General features: G+C 43.3%; 13 protein-coding genes and 1 riboswitch. Of the genes, 1 reads left to right on the top strand and 12 read right to left on the bottom strand.

The features are described 5' to 3' along the window. Positions 1–7: 7 nt before the first annotated feature. The 4 genes from NSQ25_RS17690 to NSQ25_RS17705 all read right to left on the bottom strand — a co-directional run bounded on the left by NSQ25_RS17690 (position 8) and on the right by NSQ25_RS17705 (position 5,508). The gene (locus NSQ25_RS17690; RefSeq protein ID WP_034281325.1) at positions 8–1,021 is read right to left on the bottom strand and encodes an ABC transporter permease; all 1,014 of its coding nucleotides are present in this window, start codon (positions 1,019–1,021) and stop codon (positions 8–10) included. Beyond that, positions 1,018–2,514 carry a sugar ABC transporter ATP-binding protein gene (locus NSQ25_RS17695; protein ID WP_326135920.1) on the bottom strand — a complete coding sequence of 499 codons (1,497 nt, stop codon included), beginning with the start codon at positions 2,512–2,514 and terminating at the stop codon, positions 1,018–1,020. Before NSQ25_RS17695 ends, NSQ25_RS17690 begins: the two co-directional genes overlap by 4 nt. Positions 2,515–2,583: 69 nt before the next feature. After that, positions 2,584–3,702 carry a sugar ABC transporter substrate-binding protein gene (locus tag NSQ25_RS17700; protein WP_217008661.1) on the bottom strand — a complete coding sequence of 373 codons (1,119 nt, stop codon included), beginning with the start codon at positions 3,700–3,702 and terminating at the stop codon, positions 2,584–2,586. A 171-nt stretch (positions 3,703–3,873) separates the two neighbouring features. Then, a riboswitch (SAM riboswitch) is annotated at positions 3,874–3,983 on the bottom strand. Between the two features lie 97 nt (positions 3,984–4,080). Next, entirely contained in the window at positions 4,081–5,508 is a 1,428-nt protein-coding gene (locus NSQ25_RS17705) for a right-handed parallel beta-helix repeat-containing protein (protein WP_326135921.1), read from the bottom strand. Positions 5,509–5,875: 367 nt separating this feature from the next. On the opposite strand from NSQ25_RS17705, the gene NSQ25_RS17710 reads away from it, so the two are divergent. Further along, positions 5,876–6,967 (top strand): branched-chain amino acid aminotransferase, encoded by a 1,092-nt coding sequence (locus NSQ25_RS17710; protein WP_024426445.1) that lies wholly within the window; start codon positions 5,876–5,878, stop codon positions 6,965–6,967. A 317-nt stretch (positions 6,968–7,284) separates the two neighbouring features. Here NSQ25_RS17710 and NSQ25_RS17715 read toward each other — a convergent pair whose 3' ends face one another. The 8 genes from NSQ25_RS17715 to NSQ25_RS17750 all read right to left on the bottom strand — a co-directional run bounded on the left by NSQ25_RS17715 (position 7,285) and on the right by NSQ25_RS17750 (position 15,515). Further along, complete coding sequence (locus NSQ25_RS17715) at positions 7,285–7,683, bottom strand: hypothetical protein (protein WP_034281330.1); 399 nt, start codon at positions 7,681–7,683, stop codon at positions 7,285–7,287. Positions 7,684–7,807: 124 nt separating this feature from the next. After that, positions 7,808–9,136 carry a 6-phospho-beta-glucosidase gene (locus NSQ25_RS17720; RefSeq protein WP_326135922.1) on the bottom strand — a complete coding sequence of 443 codons (1,329 nt, stop codon included), beginning with the start codon at positions 9,134–9,136 and terminating at the stop codon, positions 7,808–7,810. Continuing rightward, complete coding sequence (locus NSQ25_RS17725) at positions 9,133–9,459, bottom strand: PTS lactose/cellobiose transporter subunit IIA (RefSeq protein WP_024427495.1); 327 nt, start codon at positions 9,457–9,459, stop codon at positions 9,133–9,135. Before NSQ25_RS17725 ends, NSQ25_RS17720 begins: the two co-directional genes overlap by 4 nt. Positions 9,460–9,485: 26 nt before the next feature. Beyond that, complete coding sequence (gene celB, locus NSQ25_RS17730) at positions 9,486–10,835, bottom strand: PTS cellobiose transporter subunit IIC (RefSeq protein WP_024423868.1); 1,350 nt, start codon at positions 10,833–10,835, stop codon at positions 9,486–9,488. Between the two features lie 14 nt (positions 10,836–10,849). After that, on the bottom strand, positions 10,850–11,155 hold the full coding sequence (locus NSQ25_RS17735) for a PTS sugar transporter subunit IIB (protein WP_024423869.1): 306 nt from the start codon (positions 11,153–11,155) through the stop codon (positions 10,850–10,852). 122 nt (positions 11,156–11,277) lie between these two features. After that, positions 11,278–13,221: a BglG family transcription antiterminator gene (locus NSQ25_RS17740; RefSeq protein ID WP_081125055.1), complete on the bottom strand. Its 1,944-nt coding sequence runs from the start codon at positions 13,219–13,221 to the stop codon at positions 11,278–11,280. 237 nt (positions 13,222–13,458) lie between these two features. Further along, on the bottom strand, positions 13,459–14,073 hold the full coding sequence (locus tag NSQ25_RS17745; RefSeq protein ID WP_041118214.1) for a class F sortase: 615 nt from the start codon (positions 14,071–14,073) through the stop codon (positions 13,459–13,461). 59 nt (positions 14,074–14,132) lie between these two features. Then, the gene (locus NSQ25_RS17750) at positions 14,133–15,515 is read right to left on the bottom strand and encodes a copper amine oxidase (RefSeq protein ID WP_267527869.1); all 1,383 of its coding nucleotides are present in this window, start codon (positions 15,513–15,515) and stop codon (positions 14,133–14,135) included. Positions 15,516–15,632: the final 117 nt, after the last annotated feature.

Consider the following 15,632-nt stretch of genomic DNA (forward strand, 5'->3'; position numbering starts at 1 on the left):
TACGCAGTTAGCCTCGTTGTTTGTAATATGTCAGCGCCAGTGCAAGGGCCAGCACAGAACCTTTCACAATATCCATTGCATAATAAGGGACAGACATCATCACAAGCCCATTTTGTAAAATACCAATGAGTACAGCCCCGATAAAAGTGCCAAATGCGTTTGGCTTACCTGCTCCCATGACGGAAAAGCCGATAAAAGCAGCCGCTACTCCATCCATTAAATATGGTGCACCCGCATTAATTTCTGCTGTCATCACCCTTGATGCCAGCACGATACCGCCGATCGCTGCAAATAACGCAGAAAGCAGATAGGCCGCAATTTTGTATTTGTTCACATGAATGCCAGACAATCGAGCCGCTTCCTTATTCCCACCGATGATGTACATGAATCGGCCGTGCTTTGTGTAGGTCATGAAAACATGCGCAAAGAGTACAATGGCAGCCATAATGAGAATGATATATGGCACCTGTCCAATTTTGCTGAAAAAGGCAGGAATCGTTCCCGTTGAGAACGTACCATCGGGCAGCACCATATTTTCAGAAATGGTCGCCCCTTTCGTATACGTTTGAGCCAGTCCTTGAATGATAAACATCATGGCTAATGTCATGAGCATATCTGGAATTTTCATTTTGACGATCATCCATGCATTTATCAATCCAACAATGATAGAAGCCGCTAGTGCAGAGAGGATTGCAATCAGTGGGTTTTGCGAGAACCATACGAACATAGAAATGACAATCGCATTTGATAGCGTAGCGACTGATCCAACTGATAAATCAAAGCCGTTTACTGCCAATGAGATGGTTAAGCCCACCGCAATGATGGTCACAATTGAGATAGACCGTAGAATATTGATGATATTTCCTGATTGCAAAAACGCTGGATTCGCTGCCGCAAATATTACAATCAACACAACAATGGTTAAGATTGTGCCATATCGATAAAAGAAATCAAACAGATGAAAGGATGGCCGCTGTTTTTTGATTTGCTGCACAGGGGCTGGAATTTGTTGTTCGCTCATGATTGTCCTCCTGTTGAATGATATAAAAGCTCCTCTTCAGTCGTCGGTGCGGTCATTTCCCGGGTAATGCTGCCATCATATAACACGTATACTCGGTCAGCGATACCTGCAATCTCTGACAGCTCACTCGACGCATAAATCACAGATTTTCCGCGGGCAGCAAGCTCTGCAATCAAAGTGAAAATATCTTTTTTCGCTCCAACGTCTACACCTTTGGTTGGTTCATCAAAGAGATACACATCTGCCTCAGCCAGCAGCCATTTTCCGATAGCAACCTTCTGCTGATTTCCACCCGATAGGTGCTTCACCTTTGCTTCAAGCGACGGCGTTTTGACACCAAGTCGTTTGACGATTTCGTCTGCTCCCTGCTTTTCCTTCGAACGATGTAAGAAGCTGAATATCCGTGAAAATGAGTGAAGACTTGCAGCCGTTAAGTTCCACCCCACGCTCTCTTCGGTCAGGATCCCTTCTTTTCTCCGCTCTTCAGGCACAAGGGCCATTCCAGCTCTCACAGCTTGATGAGGCGAAGTGATGCGAATGGTTTGACCATGGAGCTGGACGGTCCCCGTCTTTTTTTCTGAGGCACCGAAAAGGGCTTTGCACAATTCTGTTTTACCAGCACCGACAAGTCCTGCGATCCCAAGAATTTCTCCTTTTTTGACATAAAAGTGAATGTTGTTTAATTTATGTTGATCGTTTAGCTCTTTCACTTCAAGCACAATAGGTGCATCTTTCAGTGGCCTGCGAGACGGGAATTGCTCCTCTAATGGTGCGCCTAGCATTTCTTCAATGACCTGCTGCGGATTTGTGTCTTTGACAAGGTGAGCTGCGACATCCGTTCCATTTCGCATCACAGTCAATTCATCACAGATGGTGAAAATTTCAGGCATGCGGTGAGAAATAAACACGATCCCCGTCCCATTCTGTTTCAACCGATCAATCATTGAGAATAATTTGCTTGTTTCTGCATGACTAAGCGGAGCCGTTGGTTCATCTAAGATTAAAATGCTGCATTTAATGGAAACAGCCTTGGCAATGAGCACCATCTGTTTTTCGGCAAGGGTCAGATCGCTGACAAGTCGTTTTGTGGAAATGTCGATGTCCATTTCTTTTAATAGCTGAGCCGCCTTGCGATGCAGCTCTTTCCAGCTGACAAATGTTTTTTTCTCAATCTCATGCATCATCATATTCTCACCAACACTTAAGTAGGGAACAAGCGCCGTATCCACTTCTTGGTGGACCGTCTGCACACCATATGAGGATGCATTCTTTGGGGTTTGAATGGATGCCGCCTGGCCATTGATGTAGATGGTCCCGTCGAAGTGTGAATGAGCGCCAGAAAGAACCTTCATTAACGTTGACTTCCCAGCTCCATTCGCTCCAATCAGTGCATGGACCGTCCCTTTTTTTAATGTGAAATTCACTTGATCTAACGCTTTGACCCCTGGGAATTCAATTGAAATATTCTTCATACGAACAAGCGGCGCTGTCATAGGTGTCCTCCTTCTCTTGATATCATCTGAAAAACGAAACACCCTCTATGGAAAGAGAGTGCACGTCGCTTATTTTGTATAATGCTTCTTCAAGGTCTTCATCCAATCTTCCTCAAAAGCAGTCGATGAACCGAATCCCTTCACCTCGTCTGCAAGATTGACCATGTTAATAGCTTTTCCTGCTTGTTGAAGCTGCTTTTGCGAGATGAGAGAGGCCTCAAGGTCATAGGAAGACGGTGTTTTCTCACCAGCTATTTTCTTCGCAAGAATCCTCACGTCGACTGCGCCGATGAGCTTCGGATCAACCGCTGCTGTATACTTCCACGGACTGTCCTTCGCCGTCATTTCTTGAAGATCCGCATTTGATACATCAATCCCATAAATCTTCACTTCTGTTCTTCCTGCTTCCTTTAACGCTCTTGCTGCCCCAATGGCAAAGGCATCCCATGTGGCAAAAATAGCGTCCAGCTTGCCCTTTGGATACTTATTCAGCATGGCTGCTACTGCATTTTGCGTTTGAACAGACGTATCAGAGGAGGCAATACCAAAGCGGTCAAGCTCCTTGATTCCTGAATGTTGTTTAAGCGTTTCTTGATAGACCTTATTTCGTCTCACCATTGGCGGGAATCCATCTACCCAGAGGTACGCAATATTTGCTTTTCCTTTAAAATCAGACACGAGCGCATCTAATGATTTTTTCGCTAATTGCTCATCATCTTGAGACGTCACTGTGACCCCTTTGATGTCCTTCAGCTTAGGATTCGAATCAAATGCTACAACTGGAATGCCTTTCGCTGTGATCTTTTTCACATCAGCGACTGTCGCCTCGTCGTCCCCGTGAGAGATGATAAAGCCATCATAATTTTCTTCAAGCGCCTGAGAGATGGCATCATGGAACTTCGCTGTATCTCCATTTGCGGTGTAGACATCTACCGTAAAGCCGAGTGCTTCACCTTCTGCCTTGGTTCCAGCTAAAAATTGAGCTGTATGATCGTCTCCTCCAATTTTGCGGATGACTTTAATTTTTGCTCCCTGTCCCTTTGCAAATCGCTTCGGTACATTGTCAAAAGAGACTTTTTCTTTCGTATTTGCCTTTGAGCCTGCACTTGATCCAGTGCCGCAGCCTGTTAATAGGATGGTTAATGCCGTTAATAAGACAAGACATGATGTAAAATGCTTACGCTTCATTGCTGTTCCTCCTCAAGTTGTTTTGATTTTTCACATCGGAAAACTAGGTAAAAAAGTGGAAATACGCCTGTAAAACAGGCATTTGATTTGAAAAAAGAGACGAAAAAAAGCCTCTCTTGGAAAGAGAGGCTTGATCACCGTTGCATGAAACATGTATCGGGAAGTCTTCCTCTCTTATCTGTCAAAGCTGTAACAGCTTTGCAGGAATTAGCACCAATTTCTAAAATAGAAACGGTTGCCGGGCGTCATAGGGCCAGTCCCTCTGCCTCTCTTGATAAGAGATCCGTTATGAAATTTGTTTTCGTTGAAATGTCTTCTTTACTTTAATGTGATGTCACATCAATGTCAATGACTTTTTTGAAAATTTCTAAAATATCATCAGCTTCCGATGATTTTCTTCGCAGGTGATGATTTCTTCAGACGGAAATCATATTTTTTCTCATTCACAAATTGCGGGTTCAGATGTGCTGATCCTTTATCTTGACCGCTTTTAGAGAGATACGTTTTGTAGCCTTCCAGCCATTTCCCGTGCCATACCCACTGTGATGCTTTTGCACCTTTGCGGTCATCATAAACGTTCTTCTGGAAGGTATTCTTTTGGTTCACTTGATAAAGATTCACGACTAAGTAATGCGAGGCACTAGCGGTCATGATATTATTCGTGATTCGATTGTTCACTGCTTGATACTGCATCAGCAATTGACCGCCTTCTAAACCGGCTGTGTCATTTTTGTACAAAGTATTATGTGAGATCGTCGTATTGGTTGTACCGCCACGCTTCTTATCATAGCCGCCAATAGAAATGCCTGTATAACGGTTCAAATACACTTGATTGTGTTCGATGCGGATGCGGTCTGCCATTTTTCCTTTATGTTCGCTTGTGACTTCAATCCCTAAGTCATTGTGATGTGAGATGTTATGATCGATCACAATGTCTTTTCCGCCATCAACATAAATTCCGCCAGCAGAAATGTCGCTGCCATAGGCTGGGTTCCCTGCACTCGTAATCTCATATACTTTGTTTCTTGAGACGACACCGTTTCTAACTTGATCATACTTTTTAGAGGGGGCCACGTTCTCAAATCCAATTAAATCAATGCCAATATTATCAGTGTGCCGGACCGTATTATGTGTCACACGGAACTTTTTCACGTTCCCATTTAGCACAAGCGCTTCACTGAAGCCTAGCTTTAATTTTTCAACGGTATTTCCTTTGATTTCAATGTCTTCAATCGCTGCTGGAGCTTTTGTCCCATAGACAGCAATTCCATGTGCATTTCCATTTTTATGTTTCGTCTGAATATCATACACTCGGTTATTAAGCAGCTTGACGCCTTTGCCGCTTCCTTTGATGAAAATACCAACTGGTGTCAAATCTTCTTTATTCGTCTTAAGGTGTCCTACAGTCAGGCCTTTGAGGGTGATGTAGCTCTTTTGATCGATCGTGACAAGACCTCCATCGGCTTGATTTCCTTTAAGGGAAGCCCCGCTAATCACAGGTTTTTCTTTTCCGTAAGCTTGAAAGACAACGGGTGCTTTCTTTGTTCCTGAATGGCGGACAATCAATTTTTCTTTGTATGTACCGCCTCTCATGTAAATGGTTGCCCCAGCCTTCGCCATACTTGCTGCTTTTTTCAGCGTGCGGAAAGGTTTTTGCTTTGTTCCCGGGTTTTTGTCGCTTCCGTTTACCGCTACGTAATAGGCTGTGCTTTGCTTAGCGCCAGCCTCATCTGTCATCGCTTGACAGCCAAAGCTGATGACGGTCATGAATAAAATGAGTAAAATGCCTGGTATCGCTCGTTTCATCTTGTTGTTTGCTCCTTTCCCTTCTCTCCTTCCTTTATCGGTTAAAAAAAAGAGGATTAAAATATGACGATGTCCCTTGCAATGTACTAGTCAAAAGGTGTATGGTTGAAAGAATATCTTACAGGAAAACCATTCGTTTTTAAATTGTCAGATTAATCAGTTAATATTGTATTTGGATTTTATTTCTTTTTTAAAAGGGGTGACATGAGCCAAACTGACAGCAGAGAGAAGGAAAGCGCTTTAACAGATTTTTCTTGTCTGAATTACAGAAAACCTATTGCTAATATTTTGTGAAGGTATAGAATAGAATCATAATTATTTCATATTATTAGAATTTTCAAATAATCAAACAGCAAGGAGATTTACAATGCCAAAACAACCCATCCGAGTTGAACTTAGTTCAACAAAAAAACCAAAACCTCAATCTGATCAACTTGAATTCGGAAAAATCTTCACAGATCACATGTTTGTGATGGATTATTCAGTTGATAAAGGCTGGTACGATCCAAGAATTATTCCTTATCAGGCCATTCCAATGGACCCAGCGTCGATGGTCTACCATTATGGTCAATCTGTTTTTGAAGGCTTGAAAGCTTATGTTTCTGAGGATCAAAAAATTCTCTTATTCCGTCCGGAAAAAAACATGGAACGCTTAAACAGATCCAATGACCGCCTGTGTATTCCGCAAATTGATACAGAAACAGTATTAGAGGGCTTAAATGAACTCATTCGTATTGATAAGGATTGGGTACCTGATGCAGAGGGAACTTCCTTGTATATTCGTCCATTCATTATTTCCACTGAGCCGTATTTAGGCGTTGCACCGTCTAGCACGTATAAGCTGCTCATTATCTTATCTCCTGTGGGATCATACTATAAAGAAGGCATTCATCCGGTCAAAATTGCAGTTGAAAATGAGTTTGTCCGTGCCGTTAAGGGTGGAACAGGAAATGCCAAAACAGCTGGAAACTATGCCTCAAGCCTTAAAGCACAGCAAGTTGCTGAAACGAAAGGATTTTCACAGGTTCTTTGGCTTGATGGGGTCGAGAAAAAATACATTGAAGAAGTCGGCAGCATGAATATCTTCTTTAAAATCAATGGCGAAATCGTGACGCCTGAATTGAACGGCAGCATTTTAGAAGGCATCACACGCAACTCTGTGCTTGAACTGTTAAAGCATTGGGGAATTCCAGTAACAGAGCGCAAAATTTCAATTGATGAGTTAATTGAAGCACATCAATCTGGCGAGCTTGAAGAAATTTTCGGAACTGGAACGGCAGCCGTGATCTCTCCTGTCGGGGAATTAATTTATCATGATCAGCCATATGTGATCCAAAATGGTCAAACAGGCGAAGTATCGAAGAAATTGTACGAAGCCATTACTGGCATCCAAAAAGGGACACAGCCAGACATCTTCGGCTGGACAGTTGAAGTTGACTCAGTCGTCAAGCAAGCATAAGCATATAAAAAGAACCTTTCAATCATGAAGGGTTCTTTTTTGTTTATTTACCTCTCTTTTATCCCTTATAATGGTAAATACACATGAATAAAGGGGAGTGATGGTATGTTTTTTACTTATCTACTAGCGTTCTTTGGAATCTGCATCGGATCGATGATCGTCGCCACTGGTTTCGACGATTCACCTTTCCTCACCCGGTTTTTATTTAAGGCTCTTGGAATCTCTATCCTTGCTCTTTCCATCTCTTTTGTAAAGGTCCGACGAAAGAAGTTACAGAAACAAAAGCGAAATAGACTTAGTTGACCCGTCTCTTCCCATCAAATCGTGCACCAAAACAAGACCGATACCCCAACAATCGCCCCTGCGTATATCCACTGTTTCCTTTTGATGCTCCGCTTTTTTTCGATCAGTAAAAAGATCTCTGGCAAAAAGATGATCATGATTTCTAGGATAAAGACAAGATAATAAACAAGCGGCATTGGCTGGAAATCAAATTTTCTTGCATCTCCTCCAATCGTTGCAAAATACATCAACAGATTGGTCACAGGAATGGTAAAACAAACGAGCAGGCGGAGAACATAGATCCACACATATTCCTTATGCCGAATGAGGCCAACAAATGAAGCAATAAGGCCATACAAAAACAAGATCACTGTACCATAACTCATGACAGGCTGTACGACAAACCCGTAAAACATTAAACCAATTGCAACCATATTCCAACAGTCCTTTCTTTGAAGCCATACATGCTGTTTTTTCTAATCATACACTTCTTTCTCCAGTTTCCATATGGGGCAATCAAAAAAATGACCCCATTAAAGGGGCCATTATGTGTTAGTGTTAAGCATTGACTGATTTGAAGAATTGCGGTAAATGCTCACGATGCGCTTCGAGCATTTCGTCTAAAATTTGCTTTGCAATGTCGTCAGATGGGACGAGCGGGTTGATGGTCATCGCCACAAGAGCCGTCTCGTAATCTCCAGTCACAGCCGCTTCTGCTGCCACACGCTCGAATGATTTGATTTGTTGAACGAGTCCTCTTACAGCTACAGGCAGATCACCTATCGCGATTGGTTTTGGTCCGTCCTTTGTAATGATACAGTTTACTTCAACCGCTGATTCAGCCGGAATGCTGGCAATCGCCCCTCTGTTCACTGTATTGACTGGTTGAATGTCGTGCTTATCATTATAGATAGAGCTGATTAAGTTACAGGCCGCATCGCTGTAATAGGCCCCGCCTCTTTTTTCGAGCTGCGGTGGTTTAATCGACAAATCAGGATCTTTATAAAGCTCAAATAATTCCTGCTCGACCTGCTGCACAACCTCTGCTCGTGTTCCTTTCTCTTGAGCCGCCTTTTGCTCTTCTTCCAGCATATCTTTCGTTTTATAGTAATAGCGGTGATACGGACATGGGATGACCCCTAATCCTTTCACAAAAGAAGGCTCCCAGTTTTTCGCTTCAATGTTTTTCATGGACCACTGGCTGTTTGGATTTCCTAGTTCATCAAGCACTTGATCCATAATGCTGACCCCGTCTAAATATACGTCTAATCCATAGACCATGTGATTGAGACCGGCAAACTGTACCTCGATGCGTTCAACGTCCACATCAAGCGCTTTGGCAATCCCCATTTTGATCCCAATCGGCACATTGCATAGACCGACCACTTTTTTTAGATTCGTGTAGCGTAAAACAGCTTCTGTGACCATGCCGGCTGGATTTGTAAAGTTCACAAGCCATGCGTCTGGGCAAAGCTCTTCCATATCCTTCACAATGTCTAGAATGACTGGGATGGTCCGAAGGCCTTTAAATAAACCGCCTGGTCCGTTCGTTTCCTGACCGATGACGCCGTATTTAAGCGGTATTCTCTCATCCTTTGCCCGTGCTTCCAGCAGTCCTACACGAAATTGTGTCGTCACAAAATCTGCGTCCTTCAAGGCCTCCCGGCGATCAAGAGTCAGGTGTACCTCAATCGGCAGACCTGCTTTTTCAACCATACGTTTCGCCAGAGCGCCTACGATGTTTAACTTTTCCTGACCCGCTTCAATATCCACAAGCCATAATTCCTTTACAGGCAATTCCTGATATCGTTTAATAAACCCTTCGACGAGCTCAGGTGTATAGCTCGATCCACCGCCTATTGTGACAATTTTGATTCCATCTTTCATGAATTGACACCTCCGAGTTGCTTCATTTTTTCATGGAGCTCGATGATTTCTGCTGCGAGCTCCTTGACGGTCATTGCGTTCATGAGATGATCCTGCGCATGAATCATTAAGAGACTAATATCCGTCTTTTCGCCCCTGATTTCTCCTTGGATCAGCTCTGTCTGTGCGTGATGCGCCTCATTTAACGCGTCTTGTGCGTCCTGCAATTTTTGCTTCGCCTCATCAAAGTTTCCTTGTTTTGCACATGTAATGGCCTCCATCGCGGAGCTTCTGCCATTTCCGCCGTGCAGGATGAGTTGAAACACAATTTGTTCCATTTCCATCGGCCGCATCCCCCTTGTTCCCTCTATTACATGCTGACGACATTTTCATCAGTTGATGCTTTTGTTTCTAGCTCACTTTCTTCTTTCAATTTCTGCTTATCCCACATTCTAAAGAATGGGTAGTATAGAGCAAATGACAGCGCAAGGTTAATCAGCTGCATGACAGCACCAGAGATTTTGCCTCCTGTGGCGAGATAGCCTGAAATGATTGGCGGCATGGTCCATGGGACAGCAATCCCGGCTGGTTTTGCCACAAGCCCTGTACTCATTCCGATATATGTGGTGATGATCATCATGATTGGCGTAAGGATAAACGGAATGAGGAGCATTGGGTTCATGACAATCGGCATTCCAAAAATGATTGGTTCGTTGATGTTAAAGATGGCTGGCCCAATGGCAAGGCGGCCAAGCTGTTTCATTTGTTTACTTCTGGCACGTAAGATCATGGTCAGCACCAATGCAAGCGTTGCGCCGCTTCCGCCGACGTTGATGAAGATTTCAAAGAACTGCGCTGTGAAAATATTCGGCAGTACTTCTCCTGCTTGGAATGCAAGACGGTTCTCATCCATTGCACCGAGCCAAATTGGCCCCATGACGCCGCCGACAATGGTTGCTCCGTGAATACCACATGCCCAGAGGAGCATTTGCACACCCATCGCAACAATACTGCCGCCTAAGCTGCCACCAAGAATCGATAGCGGTGTGCCAATTAAGACCGTGATGATATTATGAATACTCTCAAAAGGTGTCATCTCAATCACAAGTCTAGCGACCCAGATCAGGGTGATGACCACAAAACCTGGAATAAGTGCAATAAACGATTTACTGACTGCTGGCGGTACACCATCAGGCATTTTGATAACAATGTTCCGCTGTACAATGAAGCGGTAAATTTCGGTTGAAAGCATGGCAATAATCATGGCAACGAATAAACCTTTACTGCCCATCAGTGTGACAGGAATTCCCCCGCCTACTAGAATAGCTTCTGTTGAGCCTTCAGGTGTGAAAGGTACTTGATATGGTGTAGCCAAAAGGAAAGCCGCAACAGCGATCGCACCAGATGATAGCGCATCAACGGCATACTTTTCAGCAAGCCTGTAAGCAATCCCGAAGGTCGCAACAAGTGCCATAATGTCAAAGGTTGCATTAACAGGATAGGATAGTTTCGTGGCCCATTCTGCTCCGAAGATACTTGCCATAAAATCGCTGTATCCTGGAATCGGAAGGTTGGCTAAAATGAGAAACAGTGAACCGACAATAATGAGAGGCATCGTTAAAACAATTCCGTCACGCAATGCTTGTAAATGTCTTTGAGCGGCAATCTTCCCTGCAAACGGCATGACCTTCTCTTCTAGAAATCGGTTGAATCCATTCATCCCCTCCGCCCCCTTTATCCGTTCACTAACTGTTCAGCAGATTTTAAAACCTCAGCGCCATTACAAACGCCATAATGCACAGTATTAATCACGTCTACTGGGATTCCTTTTTCTTCTCCGAGCTTTTTCATTTGTGGTAATAAATATCGAACCTGAGGTCCTAATAAAAGCACATCGGCTTGATCAATATGATTTTTCGCAGAATCTCCTGATACTGCCCAAATACGATATTCTTTTCCTTGTTCTTGTGCGCTTTTCTCCATTTTTGTGACAAGTAAGCTTGTGGACATACCTGCTGCGCAAACCAATAAGATGTTCATGTGTAAACGCCCCCTTTTCAAAGTGTGAAGCTATTCTTTACACTTTCATCATATTATGAAACCGCTTTCATAAACACCCATACTTTTTCCTTTAGGAAGCGGAAAAAGTTAATATCACACAGTTAGTTCTTGTACGAAGGAACCTTTTTATACATGATATCAAGCATGTCTTCAAATGTATCACAGGCGATCAGATGCTGAATGAATTTCACATTATGCACAAGCTCTCCCAGCAGGCGGTACATGCCTTTTAAATCTTTGGCATTCTCTTTTTCGACACAAAGCAGGCAGACAAATTGAACTTTTTTCTCTCCCCAAATGATTGGTTTTTCTAATGTACATATCGCCCAAAACGTCTCATCTGTCAGCGGCGTCATCGGGTGCGGAATCGCTGTATAATGTCCGAAAGAGGTTGGAGCAGCCTCTTCTCTTTCCATGACAGATGGTGTGAGTTCAGCTGGCGCTAAGCCCATATCGATGACTTTTTGCGTTAAAAAGGTGATGACCTCTTCCTTTGTGTGAAAAGCTCGTTTTGTAAAAACCAATTCCTTTTTCATATATTGAGAGGCCAATGTCACCCTTGTTTCACTCGTCAGAGCTTCTTCAATTTTTAAAAAATCACCGCCTCCCAATATGGTGTTCACTTGAATGACTGGAACCGGTAAATCCATATGAATTGGGATCGTTGTAATAATCAAATCCAGGGCATGCAAAGAGACATGCGGCAGCGAATATAGCTCTGCTGTTCCTAAAATGGTCAGCTTTGACCCAAATTGTGACCGCAAACGATCCTGCAGCAGCCTTGCACTCCCTGCACCAGACGCACAGACAATAAGACACCGCTTCGGCGGGATCTCCATTTTCCTCCGCTCTAAAGCCGCACCAAAGTGAAGCGCCATATATCCGATTTCGTTCTCATGAATACTCAGCCCTTCCTCTTCTTCAAGGACCCTGCTGGCGATAATCCCCGCTTCAAAAGCAAGGGGATACCCCGCTTTTATTTCATCAAGCATCGGATTTCTTAAGTTCATTCCATATTTACATCGGTTGATGGCAGGCTTTAAGTGCAGACTGAGTCCAATCATTAGTTCCGTATCACCGGCTAAATCAAGCTGCAGTTTTTGATCAATGGCCTTCAGCATGAGCTGTACAAGCCGGCTCGTGTCATCATCTACAATTTGTTTTTGACCGCTCGAGGAAAAGGACTGTACCATTTTGGCTGTTCCTAGCAAATGAATGGTGATATAGACAATTTCCTCTTGTGGAAATGAGACATCCAGCAGCCCTTCAAGACGCTCCACCATTTTTTTAGCGACCTTATATTCCTTTGCCCGCGGAATTTCGCTGATTTCCTCTGGAAGAACAGATACATAGTTTCCGTGTCTAATTCGTTTGCAGGCAATGGCAACATGAACGATTAAATTATTCATGCAAATGTCTGATAGATTCATACCTTCCTCATTGATATAATTGATCATTGTTTTCTGAATCAATTCGAGTTCATGCTTTGGCAAAATAGTAACAGCTGTGTTCAGCATCGTTTGATAAGAACGACGTTCATTGAATAAATATTCTGACATACAATAACGGATTTTCATCTCTGATCCCTTGATTCGGCAGCCTTTGCTAGGCTTCGCTTCCAGCTTCAGATCAAAGGGCTCCAGCTTACGTTTGACCGATTTCACATCGTTGCTCATCGTTGATTTACTAATAAACAGCTGCTCCTGTAAATCCTCCAGCTTCACATAGGATTCTGCCAAAAGAAGCCTTTTTAAAATAAACCGAACACGCTCCTCTGGCAGCACAGCAAGCGGCTCTTCCTGCTCGACCTCCTCCTTCATAAAACGGCGAAAGGCATTCTCATCGTTGATCAGCAGCTCATAACCAGCTCCTCTAACAGCTGTTACAGCCGCTAGGTAAGGGGCAAGGCGGTCGTTCAGTTCCTTTATGTCTGTACGAATGGTGCGGCTTGTCACTTGTAAACTGGCAGAAAGTGCAGCGCTGGTGAGCGGGGTCTCAGCTGCCATGAGCTGACTTAAGATGTGCGCCAGTCTTTTACTCAGCATCAGATCGGCCTCCTTATGTAGGGGTGGAGAATCTGCCTTGTCTGGACAGGTTGTATCCGCTTGCAGTTCTCTTCATTACTCATATTCTACTGAAAAGAAATAAAAATTGCCAACTCATTTATATGACAAATGCCCCTATTTATACAACTAACCATATCTAATGTCCTATGAATCTTTTTGAAAGATACTTGCGAAAACCACGAAAAAAAGGCGTACACCTTCGTGTATCCGCCTTCTTTATGAAGAGATCAGCTCGGTAAAGACAACCAATCTTTTTTCATGCGTACCTGCTGCATGATCAAAGGTCCCTGTACAAGTGATTAAATTGAGATTCCGTGTAAAGGCGTATCCAAAAAACGCATTGGGCTTCTCTTCACGCGGATAGCTTCTTACTTTTATGACTTCAAAGCTTCGCTTTTTTCCTGATGAGGACGTGACGACCACCTTGTCTCCCTTTTTTAGCTCCTTTAATCGATAAAAAACCGATGGCCCCCATTTATTATCTACATGGCCATTCATGACGGCATTTCCTTTATCTCCCGGCTTTGGACCATCTTCAAACCAAGCGGTGTTGTCTGTATCCTGAGGAACACCCATACTGCCATCATTTGATAAAGATGTTTTCTCCACTTTTGCTTTGACATCAATAGCGGGAATGGCGATTTCAGCTGGTACAATGCCAGACGGCTCGTCTTTTAATGTATCGTGTGAGTGGTTCTGTTTCTCAGCTTGATGTGTAGTCATTTCCTTAGAAGCAGATATGTTTTTTGAGGATGACGAATCATCCTTTGACGGTGATGAACAGCCTGTGATGATGAGAAGCGAAAGAATACTGAGCAGCCAATTCTTCATCTAAGCCGGCCTCCTTTTGAAGAAAGGAACGGCACGATTGTGCACGTTCCCATCTGTCTTTATGAGTTAGAATTTGATGCCTTACGGCGAATGAGGAAAAATGCACTGCCTGCTAGAATTAAACTTGCGATCATACCCGCAAATGCTTCATAGGACATGCCTAAAGGACCGGCTGTGCCTCCCATACCTGTTTTCGGCATTTCATTAGGCATATTGGATTTGAACAGCTCAGGATGCTGATCAACAATCGCTGCTGCGACATCCTGACCAACCATGAACATATGACCATAAGCCTCTCTCACTGTCGGATAAAGCTGATCATATTCGCCATTATGGTAAGACGTATATGTTTTGATCAGCTCATCAATATGTGTTTTCAAACCAGCCTCTAAATCAGCTGCCTTTAAACGTCCATCTGTCGCTTGATCTAGGAATTTCGCTTGCTTCATTCGATACGCATCTAAATCTTTGACAGCCTTTTCTTTTGCTTGTTGATTCCCTGATGCATCCGCTTTGACATAATCAACTAAATAGCCGATATGGCTTGACCAAATATCTTTGAATTGTTTGCCTGCATCCTTACCATAAACAGATGCAATCGCAGCAGATAAATCATTTGTGTTTTCATTTAAAGCCGCTGCTGCCTGTTTAAAGTCCTTACTGCCATCATTTCCTTTTTGCATGGCAACTACCGCGAGTGCCAAATGCTCTGAGAACAAGTAGTTTAAATCTTCACGAAGATCCGCTGCTGGTGTATCCACTGACTTTTGATCAAATTTCCCAGGAAATTGATCTGTGATGGCCCATGACACGCCTTTTCCTACCTCAAACATATGATGAATGGATTTTCTAACCGTTTCATAGGTCGTATCAAAATCCTTTTCAGTATAGCTGTCAAACGCTTTTAGCAGTTCATTCACATGCATCTTCAAGCCTTCTTCAAGCTCACTTGCTTTCAGTCTGCCGTCTGTTGCTTGATCGAGCATATCGGCTTGTTTCATTCGATATTGATCAAGCTGCTTCATCGCTTTCTTTTTACCTGCATTATCTTTTTTCGCTGTGGCTTGTACATAGTCAACAAAGTAGCCGATATGACTTGACCAAATGTCCTTGAATTGTTTGCCTGCTTTTTTTCCATACACAGAGGCAATTGCATCTGATAAGTCATTCGTGTTGTCATTTAAAGCCGCCGCTGCTTGATCGAAGTCTTTACTGCCGTCAATTCCCTTTTGCATTGTGATCACTGCTAAATAGGCATGCTCTGAAAACAACTGATCTAGTGCTGCTCGAAGATCTGTGGCTTTATTTGACACCTCTTGTGACGAAGACGTCTTCTTCGCCTCCCCATGCATATGTCCTTCGTGTGCACTTGCGATATGAGCCGCTGGGAATAATAACGCTGCGCTCAGTGGAATGGTTAACATTGCTTTCTTCATGTTCATCTTTTATTTCCTCCTCTTTCCGTTTGTTATGTACTTAACGGAGAGAGGGAGAAAATAGATCATTCGATTCTATTATTTTTTTCTTACAACACAGGCTCTGTATGTTTGCAAAAAAAA

Origin of the sequence: Bacillus sp. FSL R5-0512, assembly GCF_038593295.1 — a bacterium.
Classification (GTDB): Bacteria; Bacillota; Bacilli; order Bacillales; family Bacillaceae; genus Bacillus; species Bacillus safensis.